Source organism: Roseateles sp., assembly GCF_036486225.1.
GTDB lineage: Bacteria > Pseudomonadota > Gammaproteobacteria > Burkholderiales > Burkholderiaceae_C > Roseateles.
Genome location: NZ_DASVNZ010000093.1, coordinates 14,664 through 39,382, shown reverse-complemented (window position 1 = coordinate 39,382; position 24,719 = coordinate 14,664). Strand labels below are relative to the sequence as shown.

At 68.9% G+C, this 24,719-nt stretch carries 20 protein-coding genes; 14 read left to right on the top strand and 6 right to left on the bottom strand.

All coding sequences use genetic code 11. From position 1 onward, the window contains the following. Positions 1 to 25: 25 nt before the first annotated feature. The gene (locus tag VF536_RS07130) at positions 26 to 3,148 is read right to left on the bottom strand and encodes an L-glutamate gamma-semialdehyde dehydrogenase (protein WP_331614119.1); all 3,123 of its coding nucleotides are present in this window, start codon (positions 3,146 to 3,148) and stop codon (positions 26 to 28) included. A gap of 114 nt (positions 3,149 to 3,262) precedes the next feature. Here VF536_RS07130 and VF536_RS07125 point away from each other — a divergent pair, with 114 nt between their 5' ends. Together VF536_RS07125 and VF536_RS07120 are read left to right on the top strand one after the other, a co-directional pair. Further along, positions 3,263 to 3,733 carry an Lrp/AsnC ligand binding domain-containing protein gene (locus tag VF536_RS07125; RefSeq protein ID WP_088387328.1) on the top strand — a complete coding sequence of 157 codons (471 nt, stop codon included), beginning with the start codon at positions 3,263 to 3,265 and terminating at the stop codon, positions 3,731 to 3,733. Positions 3,734 to 3,955: 222 nt separating this feature from the next. Beyond that, positions 3,956 to 4,336, top strand: a complete 381-nt coding sequence (locus tag VF536_RS07120; protein ID WP_331614118.1) for a hypothetical protein — start codon at positions 3,956 to 3,958, stop codon at positions 4,334 to 4,336. Between the two features lie 27 nt (positions 4,337 to 4,363). On the opposite strand, the gene VF536_RS07115 is transcribed toward VF536_RS07120, so the two are convergent. Beyond that, entirely contained in the window at positions 4,364 to 6,667 is a 2,304-nt protein-coding gene (locus VF536_RS07115; RefSeq protein ID WP_331614117.1) for a sensor domain-containing protein, read from the bottom strand. A gap of 172 nt (positions 6,668 to 6,839) precedes the next feature. Beyond that, complete coding sequence (locus VF536_RS07110) at positions 6,840 to 8,900, bottom strand: NADPH-dependent 2,4-dienoyl-CoA reductase (RefSeq protein ID WP_331614116.1); 2,061 nt, start codon at positions 8,898 to 8,900, stop codon at positions 6,840 to 6,842. 204 nt (positions 8,901 to 9,104) lie between these two features. On the opposite strand from VF536_RS07110, the gene VF536_RS07105 reads away from it, so the two are divergent. From VF536_RS07105 to VF536_RS07090, 4 genes are all read left to right on the top strand, one after another. After that, positions 9,105 to 10,394, top strand: a complete 1,290-nt coding sequence (locus VF536_RS07105) for a DUF4397 domain-containing protein (RefSeq protein WP_331614115.1) — start codon at positions 9,105 to 9,107, stop codon at positions 10,392 to 10,394. 206 nt (positions 10,395 to 10,600) lie between these two features. Next, positions 10,601 to 11,335 carry a hypothetical protein gene (locus tag VF536_RS07100; protein WP_331614114.1) on the top strand — a complete coding sequence of 245 codons (735 nt, stop codon included), beginning with the start codon at positions 10,601 to 10,603 and terminating at the stop codon, positions 11,333 to 11,335. A gap of 112 nt (positions 11,336 to 11,447) precedes the next feature. Beyond that, positions 11,448 to 11,936, top strand: coding sequence for a GFA family protein (locus tag VF536_RS07095; RefSeq protein ID WP_331614113.1), 489 nt, complete (start codon positions 11,448 to 11,450; stop codon positions 11,934 to 11,936). Between the two features lie 89 nt (positions 11,937 to 12,025). Continuing rightward, on the top strand, positions 12,026 to 13,618 hold the full coding sequence (locus VF536_RS07090) for a thioredoxin family protein (RefSeq protein ID WP_331614112.1): 1,593 nt from the start codon (positions 12,026 to 12,028) through the stop codon (positions 13,616 to 13,618). A gap of 110 nt (positions 13,619 to 13,728) precedes the next feature. Here VF536_RS07090 and gstA read toward each other — a convergent pair whose 3' ends face one another. Then, positions 13,729 to 14,343, bottom strand: a complete 615-nt coding sequence (gene gstA, locus VF536_RS07085; RefSeq protein WP_331614111.1) for a glutathione transferase GstA — start codon at positions 14,341 to 14,343, stop codon at positions 13,729 to 13,731. A gap of 74 nt (positions 14,344 to 14,417) precedes the next feature. Here gstA and VF536_RS07080 point away from each other — a divergent pair, with 74 nt between their 5' ends. From VF536_RS07080 to VF536_RS07065, 4 genes are all read left to right on the top strand, one after another. After that, a complete protein-coding gene (locus VF536_RS07080) occupies positions 14,418 to 14,897 on the top strand; it encodes a MaoC family dehydratase (RefSeq protein WP_331614110.1) in 480 nt (159 codons plus the stop codon). Between the two features lie 100 nt (positions 14,898 to 14,997). Beyond that, positions 14,998 to 16,500 (top strand): alpha/beta hydrolase, encoded by a 1,503-nt coding sequence (locus VF536_RS07075; protein ID WP_331614109.1) that lies wholly within the window; start codon positions 14,998 to 15,000, stop codon positions 16,498 to 16,500. Continuing rightward, a complete protein-coding gene (locus VF536_RS07070; RefSeq protein ID WP_331614108.1) occupies positions 16,497 to 17,306 on the top strand; it encodes an ATP-binding cassette domain-containing protein in 810 nt (269 codons plus the stop codon). The genes VF536_RS07075 and VF536_RS07070 overlap by 4 nt, the downstream gene beginning before the upstream one ends. Next, on the top strand, positions 17,303 to 18,481 hold the full coding sequence (locus VF536_RS07065) for an ABC transporter permease (protein WP_331614107.1): 1,179 nt from the start codon (positions 17,303 to 17,305) through the stop codon (positions 18,479 to 18,481). Before VF536_RS07070 ends, VF536_RS07065 begins: the two co-directional genes overlap by 4 nt. 20 nt (positions 18,482 to 18,501) lie before the next feature. Here VF536_RS07065 and VF536_RS07060 read toward each other — a convergent pair whose 3' ends face one another. Then, entirely contained in the window at positions 18,502 to 18,792 is a 291-nt protein-coding gene (locus VF536_RS07060) for a hypothetical protein (RefSeq protein WP_331614106.1), read from the bottom strand. A gap of 314 nt (positions 18,793 to 19,106) precedes the next feature. Between VF536_RS07060 and VF536_RS07055 the strand changes: the two genes are divergently transcribed. From VF536_RS07055 to VF536_RS07040, 4 genes are all read left to right on the top strand, one after another. Then, a complete protein-coding gene (locus VF536_RS07055) occupies positions 19,107 to 19,820 on the top strand; it encodes a LuxR family transcriptional regulator (RefSeq protein WP_331614105.1) in 714 nt (237 codons plus the stop codon). A 125-nt stretch (positions 19,821 to 19,945) separates the two neighbouring features. After that, positions 19,946 to 20,131 (top strand): hypothetical protein, encoded by a 186-nt coding sequence (locus VF536_RS07050; protein ID WP_331614104.1) that lies wholly within the window; start codon positions 19,946 to 19,948, stop codon positions 20,129 to 20,131. Positions 20,132 to 20,181: 50 nt separating this feature from the next. Then, positions 20,182 to 21,429, top strand: a complete 1,248-nt coding sequence (locus VF536_RS07045; protein ID WP_331614103.1) for an HlyD family secretion protein — start codon at positions 20,182 to 20,184, stop codon at positions 21,427 to 21,429. Beyond that, complete coding sequence (locus VF536_RS07040) at positions 21,422 to 23,590, top strand: peptidase domain-containing ABC transporter (protein WP_331614102.1); 2,169 nt, start codon at positions 21,422 to 21,424, stop codon at positions 23,588 to 23,590. Before VF536_RS07045 ends, VF536_RS07040 begins: the two co-directional genes overlap by 8 nt. A 17-nt stretch (positions 23,591 to 23,607) precedes the next feature. On the opposite strand, the gene VF536_RS07035 is transcribed toward VF536_RS07040, so the two are convergent. After that, positions 23,608 to 24,609 (bottom strand): tripartite tricarboxylate transporter substrate binding protein, encoded by a 1,002-nt coding sequence (locus tag VF536_RS07035; protein ID WP_331614101.1) that lies wholly within the window; start codon positions 24,607 to 24,609, stop codon positions 23,608 to 23,610. Positions 24,610 to 24,719 lie beyond the last annotated feature (110 nt).

The following is a 24,719-nucleotide window of genomic DNA, read 5'->3' as shown; positions in this document are numbered from 1 at the left end:
TGCTTTCGCCGGTCGGGCCCGGCAGCTACACGTCGATCAGGGTGCGACGCGCACCGGCGGCCAACGTGCGCCACGCCCCGGCGACCACGGGACCCTGGCCGGCGGCGGAGCGCTCCAGCGCCGTCGCGCGTTCATCAACGGGCCGCTCGGCCCAGCCTTCATGCGCAGTGAACAGCGGCGACAGGTCGGCCCCCGCGCCGGTCGTCGACAGCGCCGGCGCCTCGGCGGCGGCCTCCACCTTCGGCTGCGCGACGAAGCGCAGCAGGTAGTGCGGGCCGCCGGCCTTCGGGCCGGTGCCGGACATGCCTTCGCCGCCGAACGGCTGCACGCCGACGACCGCGCCGATGATGTTGCGGTTCACGTAGACGTTGCCGATGCGCGCTTCCGACGCGAGCCGCAACGCGCGGCTGTCGATGCGGGTCTGGATGCCCAGCGTCAGGCCGTAGCCCAGCGCATTGATCTCGCGCACGACGCCGTCGACGTCGCCGCTCCAGCGCACCACATGCAGCACCGGACCGAAGATCTCCTTCTTCAGCGAAGCGATCGTCGGCAGCTCGACCGCCACCGGCGCCAGCAGGCGCGCGCAACCGTCGGCCGGCACCGCCTCGGCGATCAACGTGGCCTCGCGCTTGAGCCGCTGGACGTCCTTGGACACGCCCTCGAAGGCCTCGTCGTCGATCAGCGGGCCGACGTCGGTCGCGAGGTCCGCCGTATCGCCGACGCGCAGTTCCTTCACCGCGCCGCGCAGCATTTCGATGACGCCGTCGGCGACCGCCTCGTGCACCGCCAGCAGGCGCAGCGCCGAGCAGCGCTGACCGGCGCTGCGGAAGGCCGATTGCACGACGGCATCGATGACCTGCTCCGGTAGCGCCGTCGAGTCCACGATCATCGCGTTCAGGCCGCCGGTCTCGGCGATCAGCGGCAGCGCGGCGGCGCCGGGCTTGGCTGCCAACTGGCGATTGATGATCTGGGCGACCTGCGTCGAGCCGGTGAAGCACACGCCCGCCGTCTGCGGCGCGGCGACAAGGCGCGCGCCGACCGTTTCGCCGCGGCCGTGCACCAGTTGCACCGCATCGACCGGAACACCGGCCGCATGCAGCAGCGCCACGCACTCGCGCGCGACGACCGGGGTCTGCTCGGCGGGCTTGGCAGCGACGGCGTTGCCGGCGGCCAGTGCCGCGACCACCTGACCGGCGAAGATCGCCAGCGGGAAGTTCCACGGCGAGATGCAGACGAACACGCCGCGCCCGTTCAACGCGACACCGTCGGCAGCCAGGCGCTCGGCTTCATCGGCGTAGTAGCGCAGGAAGTCGATGGCCTCGCGCACCTCGCTGATCGCGTCGCCCAGGCTCTTGTAGGCCTCCTTGACCAGCAGCGCGCAGTACTGCGGCAGTTGCGCCTGCAGCGCGTCGGCGGCGCGGCGCAGCACGGCGGCGCGCTCGGCGACCGGCGTCGCGTTCCAGCCGGCGAAGCCGCCTTGCAGGCGCGTCATGACCGCGTCGACCTCTTCCGCCGTCGCCTCGACCATGGCCGGCACCGTGCCGGCTGCCAAGGCGTCCAGCAAGACCTGGCGCTGCTCCGGCACGGCGAGGTCCAGGCCCGACGAGTTGTCGCGGCCGCGGCCCGCCGTGTCGCGGTACAAGTCGATGGGCAACGGCAGCGAGGCCTCGTCGCGGATCTCCGTCATCGGCGAGGACAGCAGCTCTTCCGGCGCGACGGTCGGGTCGGCCAGCTGGTGCACGAACGACGAGTTGGCGCCGTTCTCCAGCAGGCGACGGACCAGATAGGCGAGCAGGTCGCGATGCTCGCCGACCGGCGCGTAGACGCGGCAAGGAATCGAGCCGTCCTTCAGCACTTCGCGATAGACGCCCTCGCCCATGCCATGCAGGCGCTGCATCTCGAACTTGGCGCCCAACGAGCGCGCCATCTGCAGGATGGCGGCGACCGTGCCGGCGTTGTGGGTGGCGAACTGCGGGTAGATGACGTCGTGGTGCCGGAGCAGCGCCTGGGCGCAGGCCAGGTAGGAGACGTCGGTGTGGGGCTTGTGCGTGTAGACCGGGTAGAACGGCAGACCCTGCTCCTGCGCGCGCTTGATCTCGCCGTCCCAGTAGGCGCCCTTCACGAGGCGCACCATGAACTTCAGCCCATGTTTGCGGGCGATCGCGGCGACCGCTTCCACGACGTCGCGGGCACGCGTCTGGTACGCCTGCACCGCGAGGCCGAAGCCGCGCCATTGCGGGAAATGCGTCGCGATGCGCGCCGCCAGCGTGTCGAGCAGCTCCAGCGAGAGCTCGAGCCGGTCGACTTCCTCGGCGTCGATGGTCAGGTTGATGTTGGCCTGAGCGGCCTTCTCGACGAGCTGCCACACGCGCGGCAGCAGTTCGGCGTAGACGCGCTCGCGTTGCAGGACCTCGTAGCGGGAGAACAGCGCCGACAGCTTGATCGAGATGCCGTCGCTGCCTTCCGGCGATTCGGCCTTGCGGCCGGCCGCGATGGCGGCAATCGCGTTCAGGTAGGAGGCCTGGTAGCGCTCGGCGTCACGTTCAGTGCGGGCGCCCTCGCCCAGCATGTCGTAGGAGAAACGGAGTTGAGCCTGCACCTTGCGCGCGGCGTCTGCTTCCTTCATCGCTTCCTGGATGTTGCGGCCCAGCACGAACTGGCGACCCAGCAGCTGGATGGCGCGCACCGTCGCAGCGACCACCGTCTGCGCGCCCAGCCGCTTCATCAGGCCCGAATCGGCCTCGGCATCCGGCAGGAACTTCTTGGACAGCGAGATCGCGCTCGCCGCCAGGCCGGCCAGCATCTTGTGCGGACCGTCCGAGGCGCCGTCGAAGTCCGCGCGGCCGAGCTGGTCGGCGGTCAGCGCGATCGCGGTCTCGGCGTCGGGCACGCGCAGCAGGGCTTCCGCCAGGCGCATCAGTGCCAGGCCTTCGGCGCTGGTGATCGGGTACTCGCGCAGCAGCGATTCCATCGCCCAGAACGGCGCCGGATTGCCGCGCACCTGCTGCACCCAGGGCCTCGCCTGATCTACCACCGTTTGCCAGTTCAGCGCCTGCATCTCGGCGGCCAGCGCGCGCACCAGGGGCAGTTCCTCGCGGTACGGGTCTGGCAGGCGGGAGGTCTCCGGCGGGAGGGAAAAGGCGGTCATAGAATCCTCGGATGTTCGTGCGAGGGGCGCTCCCCTAGCGAATAGCGGGAGTTTAGAAACTAACGCACCGAATTACTCTCCAATGTTTCTGACGTTCGCCGGAGGGAATCCAGCATGAGCAGCCTCGAGGACCTGGACAAGATCGATCGCCGCATCCTGGGGCTGCTGCAGCAGGATGGGCGCATCAGCAACCTGAAGCTGGCCGAGGAGGTGCAGATGTCCGCGACGGCGGTGCTGGAGCGCGTGCGCCGCCTGACCCGCGACGGCTTCATCCTCGGCTACGAGGCCAGGCTCAACCCGGCCAAGCTGGGCGCGCAGATGCTGGTGTTCATCGAGATCCTGCTCGACCGCACGGTGCACGACGTCATGGACAACTTCCGCGCCGCGGTGCAGGCCCGGCCGGAGATCCTGGAGTGCCATCTGGTCGCGGGCGGCTTCGACTACCTGCTCAAGACCCGGGTGTCGGACATGGCCGCCTACCGCGAGTTCATCGGCGCAGTGATCTGGACGCTCCCCGGCGTCCGTGAGACCCGGACCTACGCGGTGATGGAAGAAGTGAAGAACACGACCGCGTTGCCGCTCTGAGCAAGGCGACCCTCGAGACGGTCATCGGAACGCGATGGAGACGGCGAAGGGGACAGCGACCGGGATGGCGCTGTCCTTGTGATTTCCACACACCGCCGAGGATTGCAAGCGAATTCAAGGGGGAGATGTCCCCCCCCGCCAGCCCCTCCATCTGCGGGCTGACGTACGGGCTGCGACAGGATCACCATGGAGTGCCTCTCCCGTGATCCTGAGGTTTCCGAGATGAAGTACCGGTCCTCCCAGTCCCCGTCCCAGCTCCCGCGCGCCGCGTCCAGGCCATTCGCGGGCGGCGGACCCGACAGCGAGCTGCCCAGCCACTACGGCGACAGCCGGTTCAGCCATGGCGACAGCCGCTATTCCGACAGCGGCAGCAGCTTCGGCGATTCCGACTTCGGCGCCGAGCCGCCCCCGCGACGATCGCTCGCCGGCCCGGTGGAAAGCTGGCACGACTCCAGCTTCATCCTGCGTCGCGGCCTGGAGGTGCGCGAGGTCAGCGCCAAGGAATGGCGCGTGTGGGCGGAAGCGCCCGCCGCTCCCTCGGCGCCCACGGCTTCGACGCCGGCAACGCCGCGGCGGCGGATGAACAGTGATGGCGATGTGTGATCGGGCCGTGGCCCGTCGACCGGCCGATCAGGCCAGCTGCAGACGCTTGGGCGCGCGGCGCAGCGGCTCGGGCGGCGGCGTGACGACGAAGTCCTCCGGCGGCATCGGCCGGCCGTAGTACCAGCCCTGCGCCCAGTCGCAGCCCTCGCGACGCAGCCACTCGGCCTGCTCGATCGTCTCGACGCCCTCGGCCAGCACATCGAGGTTGAGGCTGCGCGCCAGCACGATGACCGTGCGGGCGATCGCGGCGACGTTGGCATCGCTGCTGAGCTCGTTGACGAAGCTGCGGTCGATCTTCAGCGTGCTGACCGGCATCCGCTTCAGGTAGGCCAGCGATGAATAGCCGGTGCCGAAATCGTCGATCGCGATGCGCACGCCGCGCTTGGAGATCCGCGTCAGCAGGCTGATGGCCTGCTCCGCGTCCTCGAGCAGCAGGCTCTCGGTGACCTCCAGCTCCAGCGCGCTGGGCGGGCAGCCGGTCTCGCCGAGGACGAAGTCCAGCGTCTCGATGAAATCCGGCTGGCGCAGCTGCCGCGCCGAGACGTTGACCGCGATCTGCTGCGGCTTGCCTTCCTGGCCCTGCCAGCGCGCCACCTGCGCGCAGGCCTGCTCCAGCACCCAACGGCCGATCGGGATGATCAGGCCGGTCTCTTCAGCCAGCGGAATGAAGTCTGCCGGCGAGATGGGGCCACGCGTGGGATGGCGCCAGCGCAGCAGCGCCTCCGCGCCGATCAGTGCGCCGTCGCTCAGGCGCACCTGCGGTTGATATTCGAGTCGGAACTGCGCGGCCTCGTTGGCCTGGCGCAACGCGTGCGTCAGCTCGAAGCGCTGCTGCACCGCCTGCGTCAGCTCCGGCCGGTAGGCCTGGACCGAACCGCGTGCATGCAGCTTGGCGCGCACCATGGCGACCTCGGCGTTGCGCAGCAGTTCGTCGACGTGCGTGCCGTCGGCCGGGAACAGCGCCAGACCGATGCTGGCGCCGACATTGAAGCGGTGGTGGTCGATGAGGATGGGCTCGTCCATCGCCTGGATCAGCCGGTCGCCGAGCCGCATCGCGGTCTCTTCGTCGACCAGACCCGACAGCACGACGACAAATTCATCGGCGCCGACCCGCGCCACCGAATCGCTCAGGCGGGTGACGTTGGCGAAACGCGCCGCCGCCGTCAGCAGCACCTGGTCGCCCGCGGCATGGCCGGCGATGTCGTTGACGTCGCGGAAACCGTCCAGGTCGATGTACAGCACGGCCACGCAGGTGTGCTCGCGCTGGGCGTTGCCGACCTGGCGCGCGATGCGGTCGCGCAGCAGCGCCGCATTGGGCAGGCCGGTCAGGCTGTCGTGCAGCGACTGGTGCAGCAGTTCGGCCTCGGTCTGCTTGATGCGGGAGATGTCGGTCAGCACGCTGAGGTACTGCACCTGCTCCGGATCGCCCGAGGGCGCCGGCACCTTCACGAAGGTCGCCCACATCGGGATCGAGTCGCCGTTCTTGTGGCGCTCGGTGACCTCGCCACTCCACTTGCCGCGGGTCTCGATGTCGGCCCACAACGCGCGCAGCTTCTCAGGATCCTGCTCGGCGTCGCGCAGCAGCAGCGGACGCTTGCCCAGCAGCGTCTGCCGGTCGTGGCCGACCATGGCGACCAGCGCCGGATTGACATCGACGATGCGCAACTCGTGGTCGATGACCATGATGCCTTCGCCGCAGTGCTCGTACACGGTGGCGGCGCGGCGTGCGGCGTCGGTGGCCTGCTGCAGCTGGGTCACGTCGCGTGCGATGGCGACCTGGCCGAGGTACTGGTCGTCGTCGAACACGCGGGCGCTGGAGACGTCCAGGCAACGCGCCCCGCTGCCGGCGTTGGAGGTGTCGTCGCGCCAGGTCAGGAGACGGCCGTCGGACTGCGTGTCGACCCAGCCCGGAGGATTCGGCAGGTCGGCGTCGCGGCGGCCGATCAGTTCCTGCTCGGTGAGGCCGACGGCGCGCTCGAAGGCCGGATTGCAGCCCTCATAGGCGCCGTTGGCGTCCTTGAAATACATCGGATCGGGGATCGCGTTCAGCAGGGCGCTGAGGCGGGCGCGTTCATGGCGGACGCGCTTGAGTTCCTCGCGACGCCGGTGCAGACGGCCGCGCTGCTGCACGAACAGGCTGACCATCACGCCCAGCGTCAGGCCGCCGATCACGCAGCCGGCGCCCAGCCAGAACACGGTGGAGCCGGAGTCGATCCACGCCGGCAGTTGCGCCACCATGGCCCGCGCCGCGGACGGCACCGCCGCGGGGACGGACGCGGACGCGCCCGCCCACGCCGACGTGCTCAGGCACGCAGGCAGCAGCGCGGACACGACAAGGCATCCCCAACGACGGTTCAGGCGAAGACGCATGGCTCACCCAAGGATCTTTTTATGAATGGAGGGGCAACAGCTGGCCCCATGTCGGCGTCGTCCACGGGTGGTGGACGTTCCCTCATGCACGACCGGCGGAGTATCGACGCCGGTCGGAAAATGTAGCTAGGGGTTACAGCGAGGCCGCCACTCGCGTTCCCTGCAGGATTGCACGCTTTGCATCCAATTCTTTCGCCTCGGCCGAACCGCCGATCAGCTGCACCGACCGGCCCGCCGCGCGCAACGGCGCTTCGAGTTCGCGCAGCGGTTCCTGACCCGCGCACAGCACGATGGTGTCGCAGTCGATGCGCTCGGGATCGGTGCGATCTTCGCCCTGACTGATCCACAGACCGTGCTCGTCGATGCGCTCGTACTGGACACCGCCGACCATCCGTACACCGTGCGTCTTCAACGCGGCGCGATGGATCCATCCCGTGGTCTTGCCCAGACCCGCGCCGAGCTTGCCGGCGCGTCGCTGCAGCAGCGTGACTTCGCGCTCGGCAGGCTCCGGTTGCGGACGCGCGAGACCACCGCGCGTCTGTTCGGGATCGCCGACGCCCCAGTGCTTGCGCCACGCTGGCGCATCCAGCGCCAGCGAGTGGCCCTGCTCCAGCAGGAATTCCGCCACATCGAAGCCGATGCCGCCCGCGCCCACGACGGCGACGCGGCGTCCGACCGGCTTCTCGCCGCGCAGGACTTCGAGGTAGGTCAAGACCTGGCCCCGGGCGACGCCGTCGTCCTGTCCGGGGATGCGCGGGTCGCGCGGTGTCACGCCGGTGGCGAGCAGCACCTCGTCGTAGTCCATCAGGTCCTCGGCCGTCACGCGGCGCCCCAACTGGGGCGTGACACCGAGCAGTTCCAGCCGTCGCTTGAAGTAGCGCAGCGTCTCGTGGAACTCCTCCTTGCCGGGGATCCGCTTGGCGAGGTTGAACTGGCCGCCGATCTCTTGCGCGGCGTCGATCAGCGTGACGTGGTGACCGCGCTCCGCGAGCGTCGTCGCGGCGGCTAGGCCGGCCGGTCCCGCGCCGACGACGGCGACGCGCTTGCGCGGCTGGCCCGCAGCGACGGGAACGATGCGCAGCAAGGTCTCGTGACCCGCGCGCGGATTCACGAGGCAGGAGGCCACCTCCTGCTTGAAGACGTGGTCCAGGCAGGCCTGGTTGCAAGCGATGCAGGTGTTGATCTCGTCGGCACGCCCCTCCGCGGCCTTGCGCACGAAGGCGGGATCGGCCAGCAGCGGACGCGCCATCGACACCATGTCCGCCGAGCCGTCGGCCAGCACCGACTCGGCGACCTCGGGCGTGTTGATCCGGTTGCTGGTGATCAGCGGCGTGCGGATGCCTTCGGCGTGCAACTGGTCGCGCAGCTTCTTCGTCACCCAGGCGAAGCCCGCGCGCGGCACGCTGGTGGCGATGGTCGGAATGCGGGCCTCGTGCCAGCCGATGCCGGTGTTGATGATCGTGGCGCCGGCCTTCGCGACGGCGCGCGCCAGCTGCAGCACCTCGTCCCAGTTCCCGCCGTCGGGCACCAGGTCCAGCATCGACAGGCGGTAGATGATGATGAAGTCGGGACCGACGGCCTCGCGCATGCGGGTGAGGATCTCGACCGGCAGGCGCATGCGGCGTTCGAAGTCGCCGCCCCAGGCGTCGGTGCGCTGGTTCGTCGCAGCGATCAGGAACTGGTTGATGAAGTAGCCCTCGGAGCCCATCACCTCGACGCCGTCATAGCCGGCCTCGCGCGCCAGCACGGCGCAGCGGACGAAGGCCCGGATCTGGCGCTCGATGCCGCGCTCGCTCAGCGCATGCGGCGTGAACGGCGAGATCGGGGACTTCAGCGCCGACGGCGCCACATTGAACGGGTGGTAGCCGTAGCGGCCGGTGTGCAGGATCTGCAGCGCGATCTTGCCGCCCTCGCCGTGCACGGCGCGCGTGATGGCCTGGTGCCGCCGCGCGGCGCCGCCAGTCATCAGCGTGCCCGCGAAGGGCTTGGTCCAGCCGGCGATGTTGGGCGCGTAGCCGCCGGTGACGATCAGACCGACCTGGCCGCGGGCGCGCTCGGCGAAGTATTCAGCCAGGCGGTCGATGTGCTTGCGCGAGTCCTCGAGCCCGGTGTGCATGCTGCCCATCAGCACGCGGTTCTTGAGGGTCGTGAAGCCCAGGTCCAGGGGCGACAGCAGCTGCGGGTAGGCGTTCATCGCGCGGATGCTAGCGCCGGACCTCGCGCGCGTTCAGCGTTTAGTTTAGAGAGGTGGTACCAGGGCGGCGCCCTCGGCCTCGGCTGGGCGCCCGCAACTCTGTGTCGACGCTGATATCGAAATTCACAAAGCTGGCAAGCGGCCACAAGCCCCAGCAACACGACCCGCGTTCAATCGCCGCATTCTCAATCGGAGTGTCGGACGATGCGATTCAAGACCTGGGCCTGGGGCCTGAGCGTGGCCACCGCCGCCCTGCTGGCCGCCTGCGGCGGCGGCGGTGACAGCAGCTCGGCGCAGATGCGCCTCCTCAACGCCAGCATCGGCTACGCCGCGCTGGACATGGCCGTGGACAGCACGACAGTGAACTCCGGCGTGACCTACGCCGGCGTGGGCAGCTATGCGGACGTGAAGACGGACGCGACCGGCACCGAGGTGCAGAGCAACAACGTGGGCAGCACGCTGTCGTCGTCGACGCCGTCGCTGGCCTCCGGCAGCCACTACACGATGATCGCGTACGGCTCGGCCGGGTCGGTGCGCACGACCCTGCTCCAGGAGGACCAGGAAGTGCCTGCCACCGGCAAGTCCAAGCTGCTGGTGCTGAACCTGGCGCCGGACGCCGGCGCCATGGACGTGTACGTGACCGGCGCCGATGAGTCCCTGGACGGCGCGTCGACCGTGGCGAGCGCCATCGCGACCGGCTCGGGCAGCGGCTACATCACGCTCAACAGCGGCACCTTCCGGGTCCGCATGACCGCCGCCAGTTCCAAGACCGACCTGCGGCTGGACATCCCCAGCATCACACTGCCGTCGGCCGGCGTCTCGACGCTGATCCTCACGGGCAGCACCGGCGGCGTGCTGGTCAACGGCATCCAGCTGCTGCAGCAGGGCGCGACCGCCAACTTCCCCAACACGACCGTCCGGGCCCGCCTGGTGGCCGCGGTGGGCAGCAGCGCGCTGGTGTCGGGCGCCATCGGTCAGACCCCGCTGATGCCGACTTCGGTGGCGCCCACGATCGGCGACTACACGACGGTGACGGCTGGCGCCGCCGACCTGTCGGTCTATGTCAACGGCGCCCTGATGTCGTTCACGAAGCCGACGCTGACCGCGGGCAGCGACTACACGCTGATGGTGTGGGGCACGGCGGCCGATCCGAAGCTGGCAGTCCTGACCGACGACAACCGACTGCCGACCAATCCGACAACGACGGCCAAGATCCGCCTGGTCAACGGCGTGGCGAGCGCCACCACCGGCCTGACGCTGAACGTCGACTACAGCGCCCTCGCCTCGAACGTGGTGGCCGGCACCTCGTCATCGCCGCAGACGACGTCGGCGTCGACGTCCGCGCTGCTGACGGTGACCTCGCCGTCCTCGACGACGCCGGTCTACAGCCTGAGCGAACTGGGCATCCAGGCGGGCTACGTCTACACCGTGTTCGTGATGGGCGACAGCAACGCGATGGTCGGTTCGCTCCGCCGCGAGCGCTCGTCCAACTGATCCCCTGACGCGCCGCGGCGCGTCGACAGGCCGGGAACGGATCCCGGCCCCGGACCACTGAACGCGCGTCCCGGCGCGGCGGTCACGACGACCGCGGTCCGGTGCAACCTCCTCCCTGTTGGCCACGTCCTCTCACGAGGCGTGGCCTTTTTTTTCGTCCCTCGCTGCTGACGCCCTTCGTCCGGCGCCTGCGGCAACATCGCGGGATGTCGACGACGCCTCTCCGCCCGACCGTGATCCAGGTCCGCCGCCTGCGCCAGCTCTGGCGCTCGGCCGGCTGGCCCTGCCAGGACATGCTGGAGGTGGAACTGCTGGCGCTCGGCTGGCTTGAACGCCGGGTCGATCCGCACGGCCGGGAGACCTTGCGGCTGACCTCGCCGGGCATCGACGCGCTGCACCACGGGCTCCAGAAGAACCGCACGGCCCGCGACCGTCACGAGGACCTGGTCGCCCGCATGGCGGTCGAGCTGCAACGCGCGGGGCGCGTCGTCTGGCGCGGGCTGTCGCTGCGCGCGGGCCTGCCGCGCGAGGACGAGCCGGAACGGATGCGATGGGTGAATGCGATGCCGGATGTCTATTCGGTGCGCAACACCACCGTCGAGGACTACCTCGAACCCGCCGTGCACGAGATCAAGGTCAGCCGGTCGGACCTGTTGTCGGAACTCCGCCGCCCGGCGAAGTCCCAGGCCTATCTCGCGCTGGGCGGGCAATGCTGGTACGTGCTGCGCGCCGGCCTCGCCGAGGTCGAGGAGATTCCGCCGGCCTTCGGCGTGCTGTTCGCGCATGAGCTGAACGGCGGCGACGGCGTGCGCTTCGAACTGGGCCGACCCGCGCCGCGCCGCGCGATGAAACCGGACTTCGCGACCTGGATGGCGCTGGCCAAGGCGACGCCGGAGCCCCCATCGCTCGACGAGGGTCAGGACCTGCTGGGCGAGGTCTGAGGTCCGGCAGACGCGTGACCTCCGTCGTCCCCGGTTCGTGCGGCGCCGCCCCGGCGCATCGGCCGTCTCCGGGCCGCTATCCTGCGCGCCTCGCATCACGGAGGAGATTCCCATGACCGACGCGCCAGAGACGTTCGAGGGTGGCTGCGACTGCCGCCAGGTCCGCTACCGGATGACCAGCCGACCGCTGATCGTCCATTGCTGCCACTGCCGCTGGTGCCAGCGCGCGAGCGGCGCGGCCTTCGCGCTCAACGCGATGATCGAGGCCGATCGCGTCGAACTGCTGGCGGGCGAGCCGGTCCCGTTCATGAACCCGAGCGAAAGCGGCAAGGGCCAGAAGATCTGGCGCTGCCCCAGCTGCGCGATCGCCGTCTGGAGCAACTACGCCGGAGGCGGCGACGCGGTGCGCTTCGTGCGCGTCGGCACGCTGGATGAGCCCGACCGCCTGCCGCCGGACATCCATGTCTTCACCGCCTCCAAGCAGCCGTGGGTCCAGTTGCCGTCCGACGCCGTGGCCATGCCGGAGTACTACGACGTCCGCCAGCACTGGTCGCCGGCCAGCCTGGAGCGCGGCGCCATCCTGCGCGCCAAGAAAGGTTAGAAGCGTCCCGCATATCGGGTTGGCCGGCGCGGCGCCACAATGCCGCCTTTCCTCGACATTGGCCGGCTCACGAGGCCGCGATCACCGCCATGACTTTCCACACCTCGATGGCCCGTCGTCTCCGCTCGGCCGCCCGCCTGACCGCCCTGGCCGCGGCGCTGTCCACGATAGGCGCGCTGCCGGCCCTGATGCCCGCGGCGACCGCCGCCAGCGCTTCGGCTTCGGTGTCGTGGCAGGAGGCTTCCGGCGACGCGGACATCGAGCGCGCCTTCACCCAGGCCCGCGGCGAGAAGAAGCCGGTGCTGCTGTACTGGGGCGCCAAGTGGTGCCCGCCCTGCAACCAGCTCAAGGCGACGCTGTTCAATCGCGCCGACTTCATCGAGCAGTCGCGTGCCTTCGTCGCGGTCCACATCGACGGCGACAACCCCGGCGCCCAGCGCCTGGGCGCGCGCTTCAAGGTGCGCGGCTACCCGACCATGATCCTGTTCAGCAACGATGGCCAGGAGCTGACCCGCCTGCCCGGCGAGGTCGACGCGCCGCAGGTGCTGCGCGTGCTGCAGCTGGGTCTCGCCGGCGGACGTCCGGTGAAGACCGTGCTGGCCGATGCGCAGGCCGGCAAGAAGATCTCCGCCAACGAGTGGAAGCTGCTGGGCTTCTACTCCTGGGAAACGGATGAGCAGCAGCTGGTGCCCGCCGCGCAGCGTCCGGCGCTGCTGGCCAAGCTGGCCGCCACGAGCCAGGGCGTCGACGACGAGACCACGACCCGTCTGTGGCTGAAGGCGCTGGCCGCCACGGAAGGCGGCGGCTCGCTGAAGGCGGACGCCGCGCTGCGCGCCCGAGTCGAGCAGGTGCTGGCCGACCCGGCCGGCGCCCGCGCGCAGATGGACGTGCTGAGCAACAACGGCGACGACATCGTGCGCGCGCTCGCGCCCGCGGCCGGATCGGACCGCCAGGCGCTGATCGCGAAGTTCGATGTGGCGCTGAAGCGCTTCGAGGCCGACGCCACGCTGTCGCGCGCCGACCGGCTGCAGTCGCTGCTGGCGCGCGTCGAACTGGCGCGCCTGGACCAGAAGAAGGACGAACTCGCGCCCAAGCTGCCCGCCCCGTTGCTGGCCGAGGCCAAGGCACACGCCGCCAAGGTCGACAAGGAGGTCACCGACGGCTACGAGCGTCAGGCGGTGATCACGTCGGCGGCCTATCTGCTCGGACGCGCCGGCCTGTGGAGCGACAGCGATGCGCTGCTGAAGGCCAGCATCGCCAAGAGCCACAGCCCGTACTACCTGATGAGCTCGCTGGGCAGCAACGCCCGCAAGCAGGGCAAGAAGGAAGAAGCGCTGCGCTGGTACGAGGAGGCCTTCAACAAGAGCGAAGGCCCGGCCACCCGCCTGCAATGGGGATCGAACTATCTGAGCGCGCTGGTGGAGCTGGCGCCGCAGGATTCGGCCCGCATCGAGAAGGCCGCGGCGCAGCTGCTGGCCGAGGCCGAGAAGGACAAGGGCGCGTTCTACGAACGCAGCGCGCGCTCGCTGCAGAAGGTCGGCAGCCAGCTGGTGGCGTGGAACGCGGGTGGGCAGCACGACGCCGCCCTCGGCCGTCTGCGCACCCAGCTGGACGGCGTCTGCGCGAAGCAGGAGTCCGGCGACAAGGGCGCCTGCGAGTCGCTGCTCAAGAAGAAGGGCTGAGGTCGGGAGACCTCGCAGGAAGGCTTCGGGACTGCCGCGGCCGCTGGCCCTCACCCCTGCCCTCTCCCGCAAGCGGGAGAGGGAGCAAGAACAGCGCCGGCGCTACTTCATCAGGCCTGCTTCAGCAGGCCTTCGGCCTTCATCGCTTCCTGGACTGCCGGGCGCGCCGCGATGCGGCCGCGGTAGGCGACCAGGTCCGGGTAGCCGGCCAGGTCGACGCCGACGTGCTGGCCCCAGTTCGACACGGTGAACAGGTAGGCGTCGGCCACCGAGAACTGGTCGCCCATCAGGAACTGCTTGCCGGCGAGCTGACCGTCGACCCACTTGAAGCGTTCGTGCAGCTTGGTCCGGAAGACGCTCTTGGCGTCGTCGGAGATCGCCGGGTTGAACAGGGGGCTGAAGGTCTTGTGCAGCTCGGTGGTGATGAAGTTGAGCCACTCCTGCAGGCGGTAGCGTTCCATCGTGCCGTTGGCCGGCGCGAGCTGCTTGCCCGGCGCCTGGTCGGCGATGTACTGGATGATCGCCGGGCCTTCGCTGAGGCGCTGGCCGTCGTCGAGTTCCAGCAGCGGCACGTAGCCCTTCGGATTGATGCCGTAGTAGTCGGTACCGTCCTGCAGCTTGTGGGTCTTGGTGCTGGCCAGGACCGGTTCGAAGGCCAGGCCGGCCTCGCGCAGGACGATGTGGGGCGACAGCGAGCAGGCGCCGGGGCTGTAGTAGAGCTTCATGGGGGGTCTCCTTCAGGGGCATCGATCCTACTCGTACAGTCGGCCGGTCGACATCCCGTCCAAGGGCCCTCTCCATGAGCACTGCATCCCCCGCCAAGACCTATGCGTTCGAGGACTTCACCGTCGGCCAGGTGCGCGAGTTCGGCTCGCGCCTGGTCGACCGCGAGGAAGGGCTCGCCTTCGCGGCCGCCTACGATCCGCAGCCGCTGCACCTCGACGAGGCCGCCGCCGACGCCTCCGTGCTGGGCGGGCTGTCGATCAGCGGCTGGCAGACCTGCGCGCTGGTCATGCGCATGATGTGCGACGCCTACCTGCTGGACTCCACCAGCCAGGGCTCGCCCGGCATCGACAACCTGCGCTGGCTCAAGCCGGTGCGCCCCGGCGACACGCTGCGCGTGCGCATGACCGTGATGGAGACCAAGGCCAGCCGCAGCCGACCGGCCATCGGCCTGGTGCGATCGGGCTGGGAAGTCTTCAACCAGAAGGACGAACAGGTCATGAGCATGGAGGGATGGGGGATGTTCGGACGCAGGGAAAGCAGATCGGAAAGCTGACGGAAGGCCCCCTGCTGCTCGCCATAATCGCCGGGCACCATGGAGGAGCGAGTTGATGACAATGCGTCCCGGGGCAAGTCCTGCCCCCCGAGCCCGGCCGTTGCATGCCCTGGCCCTGATGACGGCGGCCGCCTTGGCGGCCTTCAGCGGGGGCGGCGCGCGGGCCGAAGCGCCCGCCCAGGTCCTGCAGCCCTGTCGCGTCGACGGCGTGCCCACGGAGGTCCTGTGCGGCAGTCTCAAGCGGCCGCTCGATCCGGCCCGGCCTGATGGTGTGCGCATCGACGTCCACTACGTCGTCGTGCCCGCGCTGGCGCGCAACAAGCTGCCGGACCCGGTGCTGCTGCTGGCCGGCGGTCCCGGGCAGAGCGCCATCGCGCTGACGGCCACCGTGATGCCACGGCTCTCCCGGTTGAACTACCGGCGCGATCTCGTGTTCGTCGACCAACGAGGCACGGGACGCTCCGCGCCGCTGGCCTGCCCGGACAACAGCACCCGCAGCCTCGACGAACTGCTGAAGCCCGGCGCCAAGGTCCGGCTGCTGGAGCAATGCCGCGACGCGCTGAAGCAGCTGCCTTACGGCGATCTGCGCTTCTTCACCACGACCATCGCCATGCAGGACATGGACGCCGTGCGCGCGGCCTTGGGGGCCGAGCGCTGGAACCTGGTCGGCGCGTCCTATGGCACGCGCGCCGCGCTCGAATACCAGCGGCAGTTCCCCGACCGCGTGCGCCGCAGCATCATCGACGGCGTCGCGCCGCCGGACATGGTGTTGCCGGTCAGCTTCTCGCAGGACTCGCAACGCGCGCTGGACGCCGTGTTCACCGCCTGTGCCGCAGACGCGGCCTGCACCGCGCGTTTCCCCGGCCTTCGGTCCGAATGGCAGGCGCTCCTCAAGAGCCTGCCGCGCAAGGTGTCGTTCACCCATCCGCTGACCGGACAGCCGGAAGAGGCCACGCTGACACGCGAGGGGTTGCTCGGGCTGGTCCGGCCGCCGCTGTATGCACCCGGCGTCGCGGCCGCGCTGCCAGCGGCGCTGCACGAGGCCTCCCTCGGGCGCTTCGACGCGATGGCCGGCCTGGCGGGCCAGTTGGGCGGCGGATCGAGGTCGATGCGGATCTTCGAGGGCATGCACTTCTCCGTCGTCTGTGCCGAAGACGCCCCGCGCATCGCGGCATCGACCGAGGCGCCCGCGCCCGACTTCGGCACCCTGGATCGCGACCTCTACGCCCGCGTCTGCAGCGCCTGGCCACGCGGCGATGTGCCGCCGGCGTTCTATGCGATCCCGCCGGCGAAGTCGCCGGTCCTGCTCACCAGCGGCGGCGACGATCCCGCCACGCCGCAGCGACACGGGCAACGCGTCAAGGTGGCCCTGGGGGATCAAGCGCGTCACGTCGTCGTGGGCGCGGCGGGGCACGGCGTCGCGCTGACGCTGCCCTGCATGCGCGACGTGCTGTTCCGCTTCATCGACGCGCCGCGCGATGCCGACGCCCTCCAGGTGGACGCGAGCTGCGCCAAGGGCGTTCCCCGCCCGCCCGCCTTCCTGCCCCCCACGCCGGCCGCCATCGCGGCCGCCGCCTCAGCCGCCCGGGAGTCCGACCGATGATCCGCCTGCATGCGCTTCGCAAGACCTTCGAGACGCGCGGTGGCGGCTCGCTGACCTCGTTGTTCGGAAAAAAGGGCAAGGCCCGCACGGTCGTCGCCGTCGATCAGCTGAACCTCGACGCGCCCAACGGCCGCATCACCGGACTGCTCGGCCCCAACGGCGCGGGCAAGACGACCTCGCTGCGGATGCTCGCGGGCCTGTTCCCGCCCGACCAGGGCAGCATCGAGGTCGACGGCCTCGACGTGCTGAAACAGCCCCGTGCGGCGCTGGCCCGGATGGGCATCCTCGGTGACGCGCACGGTCTGTACCCGCGGCTCACGGCGCGCGAGAACATCGTCTACTTCGCCCGCCTGCAGGACATGCCGATGGCGCAGGCGCAGGCGCGCGCCGAATCGTTGGCCGAACTGCTGGATCTGCGGGCGATCCTCGATCGCCGCGCCGAGGGCTTCAGCCAGGGTGAGCGGATGAAGACCGCACTGGCCCGCGCGCTGGTCCACGATCCGGCCAACATCGTGCTGGACGAGCCCACCAACGGCCTGGACGTCGTCGCCACGCGCGCGTTGCGCGAGGTGCTGCGCCATCTGCGCTCGCCCGAAGGCGGCGGCAAGTGCATCGTCTTTTCGAGCCACATCATGCAAGAGGTGGAGCAGCTCTGCGACCAGGTCGTCGTGATGTCCCACGGTCGCTCGGTCGCCACGGGCACGGTCGACGGGCTGCTCGCACAGACCGGTCGCCAGCGCTTCGAGGACGCCTTCGTCGACCTCGCCTTCCCTGAAGCCGCGCCCGCGCGCCTGGAGTCCGCATGAACGGTCCCTTCTTCAAAGCCTTCCGCACGGTCTTCGCCAAGGAGATCCTCGACGCGCTGCGCGACCGGCGCACGCTGCTGCGCCTGCTCATCCCGTCGGTGCTGATGGGGCCGTTGATGCTGACCTTGATGTCAGGCCTGGCGGCGTCGCTGCAGGAGCGCGCGGAGCAGCGCGAGGTGCTCGTCGCGGGCATCGAGCATGCACCCACGCTGCGCAACTACATCGAGCGCCAGACCTACACGATCAAGCCCGCGCCCGCCGACTACGAGGCGCGCCTGCGCGATTCGAAGCTGACCGATCCGGTGCTGGTCGTCCCGGCAGCGTTCGAGACACAACTTGCCGGAGGCGAACCGGCCACGGTGGAGATCGTCAGCGACAGCGCCAACCAGCGCGCCGAAGCCGGCGTGGGGTCGCTCAGCCGGCTGCTCCAGGGCTTCAGCAGCGAACGCGCGACGTTGACCCTGGCGATGCGCGGCATCGGCGCGCAGCAGCTGCGTCCGATCGTCGTCCAGGAACGCGACCTTGCCAGCATGCAGGCACGTTCGACGCGGCTCACGCAGATGCTGCCGATGTTCATCATGATGGCTGTGCTCTACGGCGCGCTGACTGCGGCACTCGACAGCACCGCCGGCGAGCGCGAACGCGGCTCGCTCGAGCCGCTGCTGGTCAACCCGGCGCCGCATTCGGCCATCGTCGCGGGCAAGTGGGCCGCCGTGCTGATGGCGGGACTGATGGTCGCCGTGCTGTCCAACCTCAGCTTCCTGCCGGGTCAATGGCTGATGCGCAGCGACGCGCTCGCGGCGATGTTCCAGTTCGGATGGGGCGAAGCGCTGCGCTTCCTGCTGCTGCAGATCCCGCTGGGCGCTGGGCTGTCCGCGGTGCTGATGGCGCTGGCGATCCGCACCAAGACCTTCAAGGAAGCGCAAGCGAGCACGACGCTCGTCATCACCGCCATCGCATTGACGCCGATGGTGGCGATCGTCAATCCAGGGGGCGAGGCCTCGTGGCACCTCTGGGTACCCGGGCTGGGTCAGAACCAGCTCATGATGCAGGTGCTCAAGGGTGAACCGCTGACCTTCGCGAAGGTGATGCCGACGGTGATCGTCGGCGCGGCACTCACGATCGCCGGGTTGACGCTGGTGGCCCGCTCGATGCGCGCGGCAGTGGCGCGATGAGCGGGCGGCCCGGAACCCACTCAGTGGCGCGTGGCGAGCGCCAGTTGAACCTGTTCCTGCCACGGCAGCATGTGCACGATGCCGTTGAGCTGGATCGCCGATTCGATCGGCGCGAGCACCTCGCCTTCGCCGTTCAGGAATTGCATGTTGGTCACGAGCGCCATCGGGTCCACCATCGAGACGACCCCATAAGGCATGCGCACCCAGTCCCATGCCACGCCGGCGGCACCGAATTCGGATTCGCCGCTCCACAGGGTTTGCCCCATGGCCGGGTGATCCTCGTCTCCCGTCACCAACACGCGCGTGCTCAAATGCGCGAACTGTAAGCGGGGCAAACGCTGGACATCACACAATATTCGTGGCCACGCGTACACAATCCAAGCTGGTGTCATTGTCAGAATTGTTTGGTTTGGCTATTGCGGATCGGCGGTTGCTGCTTCTCCCCTTGACCAGAAGTGTGGTCACGAAGCGGTCGACTCGCCAGCTGTAAACCCTGTCAGGGGCGTGAATGCGTCACGTGACCTATGCGGCCCATGGGGGTGCGTGGCGGATCACAGACAGGCGATCAGGTCCGCCACAGCGACCGAAGAAGGCCCACTAGGCCGGCCACGGGCCGGAGCGATCAATGCTGCAAGGCGGTTATCAATCAGTCCTGGAAGCGCGCTCACGCGAAGAGTTCCGCAGTGAGGTGATCCGCTTCGCTCAAAAGCTGGACTTCCAGACGGTTTCGGCCATCACGGTCGTCGACCACACGCTGGCCGAAACCGAGTTCATCACCATCGACAACTGTCCTGACGGTTACGCGGAAGTGATGCACGCGCCGGAGTTCGGTCGACGCGATCCGGTCATGCAGCATTGCAAACGCAACAGCATGCCGATCGTCTGGGACCGCCAGACTTACGCCCGTCACGGTGCAAGCGACATCTGGGAATCGCAGGCTCAATTCGGCTACAGCACCGGCATCTGTCTGGCGCTGCACCTGCCGGAAGGTCGGCACTTCGTGCTCGGCGTTGATCGCGATCAGCCGCTGCCCAGCGATTCGGGTCAACTGACGCGCATGGTCGCCGACCTGCAACTGTTCGCCGTGCATGCGGTGGACACTGCCCTTCGCGTGCTGCTGCCCGAAGAGAAGGTCACCGAATCGCCTCGGCTCACGCCGCGCGAACTCGAGTGCCTGCACTGGACGATGGAAGGAAAGACCGCCTGGGAAGTCGGCGCGATCCTCAGCATCACCGAGCGTACGGCCGTGCTGCACATCAACAACGCGATGCACAAGCTGGCTTGTTCCAACAAGCACCAGGCGGTGCTCAAGGCCTTGCGGCTCGGCCTGATTCGCTGATGCTGCCCTCGGCGCCAGCTTGTAAACACTGTAAGAGCTGACAGTTATGCGGGCGTCTGCACGCTGCTTCAATCCGTTCCGTGCTCACAACTTTTCTGGGCACGTCACCGAATCTGGAGCCTCTCATGCAAGCCCAACCGCAAAACGTCGTCGTGAATACGCAAGTCGAAGAAGGTCTGGTCGAGTTGGACCTGCAATCCCTTGTGCATGTCGGCGGCGGCGCCCCCAAGGGCACCTGGCTGGTGGGCCAGACGGTCGTCGTGGAATTGTCCATCGCGGACATCGAACCCGCGCCGAAGGGCACTTGGTAAGCCCTCCTGACGCTGCGATCCGTCAGGTTCGCAACAAGGCGTAGCAAATCGTGGTGGCGCTGTTCCGCGCCGAGGCGCAGGCCTCGCAACAGCAGGCCTGGCTGGGTTCGGTGCAACTGCATCGGCCGACCACGTTGAAATGGTTGAGCATTCTGGCGCTGGGTGGCGTGATCGCCGTCGGGGCCTTTCTGTTCAGCACCGAATACACCCGCAAGGCCCGCGTCAGCGGCCTGCTGGTGCCCGAGCGGGGCGTGATGCGGCTGAGTGTGCCGCAGAGCGCCACCGTCATGGCACGACCCGTCCAGGATGGGCAGCAGGTGCGCGAAGGCGATGTGCTCTTTGTGCTGTCGCTGGACAGCACGAACCCGACCGGCGATGGCCTGTCGCGGACCTTGAAGGATCGCGAGTTGTCGCTGGGCGCCGCCCAGGCGCAGCAGAGGGAACTCGCAGTGAGTCAGGCGTCGTCGCTGAAGGCACGGATCGCCACGCTCACATCGACACTGCAGCAGGCTGACGCCGAGCTGCAGCTGCATGCCCAGCGCGAAGCGCTGGCGCAGCAGAGCCTGGGGCGGCTCGAGTCGCTGGCGAAAGACCAGTTCGTCTCGAGTGCCCAGGTCCAGACCAAGCGGGAGGAGTTGCTTGGCTTGCAGGCCCAACGGCAGGCGCTGGCGCGAGAGCGCGAGAACCTGCAGCGGGAGGCGTTGGGCTTGCAAGCTGAGCTTCAGGCGATTCCGTTGAAGGCGCAAGTCCAGCAAGGGGAACTCGCGCGCGACATCGCCGCGCTGCAGGCGCAAGGGGTCGAGAACGAGGCGCGCCGCCGGCTCGTCCTGCGCGCGCCCAGCGACGGGCAGATGAGCACCGTGCTCGCCGAACCCGGCCAGGTCGTCCAGGCCGGCACGCAACTCGCCGCCCTGCTCCCTGCGCGCACGCCGCTGCAGGCCCATCTCTACGCACCGTCCAGCGCTGTCGGTTTTTTGCGCCCGCACCAGGCGGTGCTGCTGCGCTACCAGGCCTTTCCGTACCAGAAGTTCGGCCAGCAGCAAGGCGAGGTGCTGCAGGTTTCGCGCACGCCGTTGCAAGCCGCGGAACTCGCGCAGCTCGGCCTTCCCGCCGCCATGGCACAAGGCGAGCCGATGTACCGCATCACCGTGCAGTTGCAGCGCCAGTCGGTCGAGGCCTATGGCCAGGACCAGACGCTCAGCCCCGGTATGCTGCTGGAAGCCGACGTGCTGCTCGAACGGCGCCGTCTGATCGAATGGATCTTCGAACCGCTGCTGAGCCTGGCCCGTCGTGTCTGATGCCCCCCCTTCCGGCGCGCCCGTCGCGGGCGCCACGTCCGACGGCATCCTGTCGCGGCTGAACCTCGGCTGGCGTCGTCGCCGTCCCGCCATCCTGCAGACCGAGGCCGCGGAATGCGGCCTCGCGTGCCTGGCCATGGTCACCGGAGCGCACGGCCAGCGCTGGACATTGGGCGAGCTGCGCGACCGCTTCGCGGTCTCCCTCAAGGGCCTGACGATGGCGGACCTGGTGCGCATGGGTGCGCAACTCGGTCTCACCGCCCGCGCGTTGCGCGCCGAGCCTCACACGCTGCACAAGCTGCAGACGCCTTGCATCCTGCACTGGGACTTCAACCACTTTGTCGTGCTGGAGCGCGTCGACGGTGACAGGGTGGTGGTCCTCGATCCCGCGCATGGCGAGCGTCGGCTGACATTGGCCGAGGTATCCAAGCATTTCACCGGCGTCGCGCTCGAACTGCGCCCCGGCATGGACTTCGCGCGCAAGGCGCCGGCGCCCGCGCCGAAATGGCGCCAGTTGCTTGGCCACGTGACCGGCCTCAAACGCTCGATCGCGCAAGTCCTGGCCCTCGCGCTGGGGTTGGAACTGCTGGGGCTGCTCGCCCCCTTCCTGTTGCAATGGACCGTCGACGGCGTCATCGTCAGCGCCGACCGCGACCTGCTCGTGACGCTGGGCATCGGCTTCGCCCTGCTGGTGCTGCTGCAAGTGGGTGTCGGGCTGCTGCGCTCGTGGGCGGTGATGATCCTGTCGGCGTCACTGAATCTGCAGTGGCTCTCCAACGTCTTTTCGCATCTGCTCCGGCTGCCGCTGGCCTGGTTCGAGAAGCGCCATCTCGGCGACATCTGGTCGCGCTTCTCCAGCGTGCAGGAGATCCAGAAGACGCTGACCGGCAGCTTCATCGAGGCGATCCTCGACGGTCTGATGGTGCTGCTGACGCTGGGGATGATGGTGCTCTACAGCGGCCGGCTGACCGCGGTCGCGCTGACTGCGGTGGCCGGCTACGCGCTGCTTCGCTGGGCCTGTTTCCGACCGCTGCGCGATGCGCAGGAAGAAGCGCTGACCCATGAGGCGCGTCAGAACACCCACTTCCTCGAATCGCTGCGCGGCGCCCAGGCGATCAAGCTCTTCAACGCCCAAGCGGACCGCGGCGCGCGCTTCGCCAATCTGATCGTGGAGCAGATGAACGCGTCGCTGACCGGCCGCAAGCTCGAGCTGGGCATGAGCCAAGGCAACAGGCTGCTGTTCGGCCTGGAGCGCGTGGCCATCGTCGCGATGGGCGCGACGCTGGTGCTGGACAAGGAGCTGTCGGTGGGGATGCTGTTTGCGTTCCTTGCCTACAAGGACCAGTTCAGCCAGCGCGTCGCGGGGTTGATCGACAAGGTGGTCGCGCTGAAGATGCTGCGCCTGCAAGGGGAGCGCCTGGCCGACATCGTGCTGACCGCGCCGGAAGCGGAGTTCGAGGCGCCCGGCCGCGCCGTGCCGCTTGATGCAGCGCTGGAACTCGACGGCCTGCGCTTCCGCTACGCCGACGGCGAACCCGAAGTCATCACCGGCTGCTCGCTGCGCATCGAGCCGGGCGAGTCGGTCGCGATCGTCGGCCCCTCGGGCTGCGGCAAGACCACCTTGATGAAGCTGATGCTGGGCATCCATGCGCCGCAGCATGGCGAGATCCGCATCGGCGGCGTGGCACTGTCGCAGCTGGGCGCGAACGCGTGGCGCGAGCGCATCGGCACGGTGATGCAGGACGATCAGCTCTTCGCGGGCAGCATCGCCGACAACATCAGCTTCTTCGACCTCGACGTCGATCCGGACTGGGTGCGCGAATGCGCGCGGCTCGCCTGCGTGCTCGAGGACATCGAGGCCATGCCGATGCGCCTGCAGACGCTCATCGGCGACATGGGGTCCAGCCTCTCGGGCGGGCAGCGCCAACGCATCCTGCTGGCGCGAGCGCTGTACAAGCGGCCACAGTTCCTGTTCCTGGACGAGGCGACCAGCGCGCTCGACGTGGAGCGAGAGCGGCTCGTCAACGCGAGCCTGCGGCAGCTGTCGCTGACGCGGATCGTCATTGCGCACCGCCCCGAAACGATCGCTGCGGCGCAGCGCGTCGTCAGCCTTCAGGGCGGGCGCGTGGTGCAGGACCTGCGATCAGTCCAGCACCGTTGACGCCTCAGGCGCGCCGCTCAATCGGGCTTGATCTTGGCGCGGGCCACGACCTGCTTCCAGCGCTGCTGCTCCTGCGCGATGAACGCGGTGAACTGCGCGGGCGTGTTGCCCACGGCCTCCGCCGCATCGTGGCTGAGGCGCTCCCGGGCCGATGCCGAACGGATCGCCTTCACCGATTCGACCGCCAGCTTGTCGGCGTTGGCCTGCGCCAGGTTCGCCGGCGCACACAGGCCGTACCACTGCGTCATCTCGAAGCCGGGATAGCCCTGCTCCGCGACCGTGGGCACGTCGGGCAGCTGCGGCAGACGTTCCTTGGAGCCTGTCGCGATGCAGCGCAGCTTGCCTGCCTTGATGAACTGCATGATGGCGGGCGCGCCGACCGAGGCGGCCTCAAGGCGACCCGCGAGCAGGTCCGTCAGCTGCGGGCCGGTGCCGCGATAAGGCACATGCAGGATGAAGAGGTCCGCGACCATCTTCAGGTATTCCATCGCCAGATGCCCCGCGCTGCCGTTGCCCGCGGAGCCGTAGCTGAACTTGCCGGGGTTCTTCCGGACGAGCGCCACCCACTCCTTGAGGTTGCGTGCCGGCACGTCGGGATGAACGACGTAGAGGCTGGGCACCTTCGCCAGCAGCGTGATGGGCTTGAAGTCGCGATTCGGGTCGTAGGGCAGTTTGTCGTAGATGTACGGGTTCACGGCCAAGGTGCCGATGTGGCCGAGGATCAGCGTGTGCTGATCTTCCGCACGGGCGACCTCGCCCATCGCGATGTTGCCGCCACCGCCGGGCTTGTTGTCGACATACACGGACTGCCCCAGCGTCTTGCTGAGTTCGGCCGCCGTGGCGCGGGCGACGATCTCGCTGCTGCCGCCCGGCGCGAAGGGCACGACGAAGCGGACGTTGCGCGACGGCCAGGTCGATTGCGCCAGCGCGGGCAGTGACGTGCCCAAGGTGACTCCCGCGGCGCCGAGCGCGGCGGACTGCAGGAGGAAGCGGCGGCGGTCCTCGTCGGTGGGGATCATGCGGAGTCTCCGATGTGGTCTTCTGGAAACTCCGACTCTACGGCCGGTGCGCTGTCAGCGCGCTTTCAGACGGCCATGGCGGCTCGATCACCGCACCAGCCCGCTTCACA

Bases quoted from the DNA above. Each gene is read 5' to 3' on its own strand.
- VF536_RS07120 (WP_331614118.1), top strand. From the start codon at position 3,956: ATGAAGTACCGGTCCTCCCAGTCCCCGTCCCAGCTCCCGCGCGCCGCG.
- VF536_RS07080 (WP_331614110.1), top strand. From the start codon at position 14,418: ATGAGCACTGCATCCCCCGCCAAGACCTATGCGTTCGAGGACTTCACC.
- VF536_RS07090 (WP_331614112.1), top strand. From the start codon at position 12,026: ATGACTTTCCACACCTCGATGGCCCGTCGTCTCCGCTCGGCCGCCCGC.
- VF536_RS07105 (WP_331614115.1), top strand. From the start codon at position 9,105: ATGCGATTCAAGACCTGGGCCTGGGGCCTGAGCGTGGCCACCGCCGCC.
- VF536_RS07130 (WP_331614119.1), bottom strand. From the start codon at position 3,148: ATGACCGCCTTTTCCCTCCCGCCGGAGACCTCCCGCCTGCCAGACCCG.
- VF536_RS07100 (WP_331614114.1), top strand. From the start codon at position 10,601: ATGTCGACGACGCCTCTCCGCCCGACCGTGATCCAGGTCCGCCGCCTG.
- VF536_RS07050 (WP_331614104.1), top strand. From the start codon at position 19,946: ATGCAAGCCCAACCGCAAAACGTCGTCGTGAATACGCAAGTCGAAGAA.
- VF536_RS07065 (WP_331614107.1), top strand. From the start codon at position 17,303: ATGAACGGTCCCTTCTTCAAAGCCTTCCGCACGGTCTTCGCCAAGGAG.
- VF536_RS07070 (WP_331614108.1), top strand. From the start codon at position 16,497: ATGATCCGCCTGCATGCGCTTCGCAAGACCTTCGAGACGCGCGGTGGC.
- VF536_RS07055 (WP_331614105.1), top strand. From the start codon at position 19,107: ATGCTGCAAGGCGGTTATCAATCAGTCCTGGAAGCGCGCTCACGCGAA.
- VF536_RS07110 (WP_331614116.1), bottom strand. From the start codon at position 8,900: ATGAACGCCTACCCGCAGCTGCTGTCGCCCCTGGACCTGGGCTTCACG.
- VF536_RS07125 (WP_088387328.1), top strand. From the start codon at position 3,263: ATGAGCAGCCTCGAGGACCTGGACAAGATCGATCGCCGCATCCTGGGG.
- VF536_RS07035 (WP_331614101.1), bottom strand. From the start codon at position 24,609: ATGATCCCCACCGACGAGGACCGCCGCCGCTTCCTCCTGCAGTCCGCC.
- VF536_RS07095 (WP_331614113.1), top strand. From the start codon at position 11,448: ATGACCGACGCGCCAGAGACGTTCGAGGGTGGCTGCGACTGCCGCCAG.
- gstA (WP_331614111.1), bottom strand. From the start codon at position 14,343: ATGAAGCTCTACTACAGCCCCGGCGCCTGCTCGCTGTCGCCCCACATC.